This window comes from Gilvimarinus sp. 1_MG-2023 (assembly GCF_030548285.1).
Genome location: NZ_JAUOSC010000733.1, coordinates 1 through 297, shown reverse-complemented (window position 1 = coordinate 297; position 297 = coordinate 1). Strand labels below are relative to the sequence as shown.

1 protein-coding gene is annotated in these 297 nt (G+C 45.8%); it reads left to right on the top strand.

Annotated elements, in window-relative coordinates; translation table 11 throughout:
• A partial coding sequence (locus tag Q4563_RS18805) for a hypothetical protein (RefSeq protein WP_303605597.1) occupies window positions 1-297 on the top strand: 297 nt, incomplete at both ends.

Below are 297 nucleotides of genomic sequence, written 5' to 3'. Positions count from 1 at the left end.
GAATAAAAGCGAGGGTGTTCAGCAAGCAGACAGATGAAGACCCTAACAATAATCATAAAAAGACTGAGGTCATGATGACTAGATTCTTCCAATCGCTGGGATTCGCCCTGGCACTCACTTTGACATCCATTTCCTCCCACGCAGATGACAATGCGCTGATGGTCCAGCTTCAGCACATGCGGCTTGCTTCTATCGGAGTGATGACAGACTTTTTTATGTATACCGGTCTTGATGGCGACAGCAAATACAGCCGTCGAATGAATACCGATATGGATTCATTTAATACTTCTCTGGCCC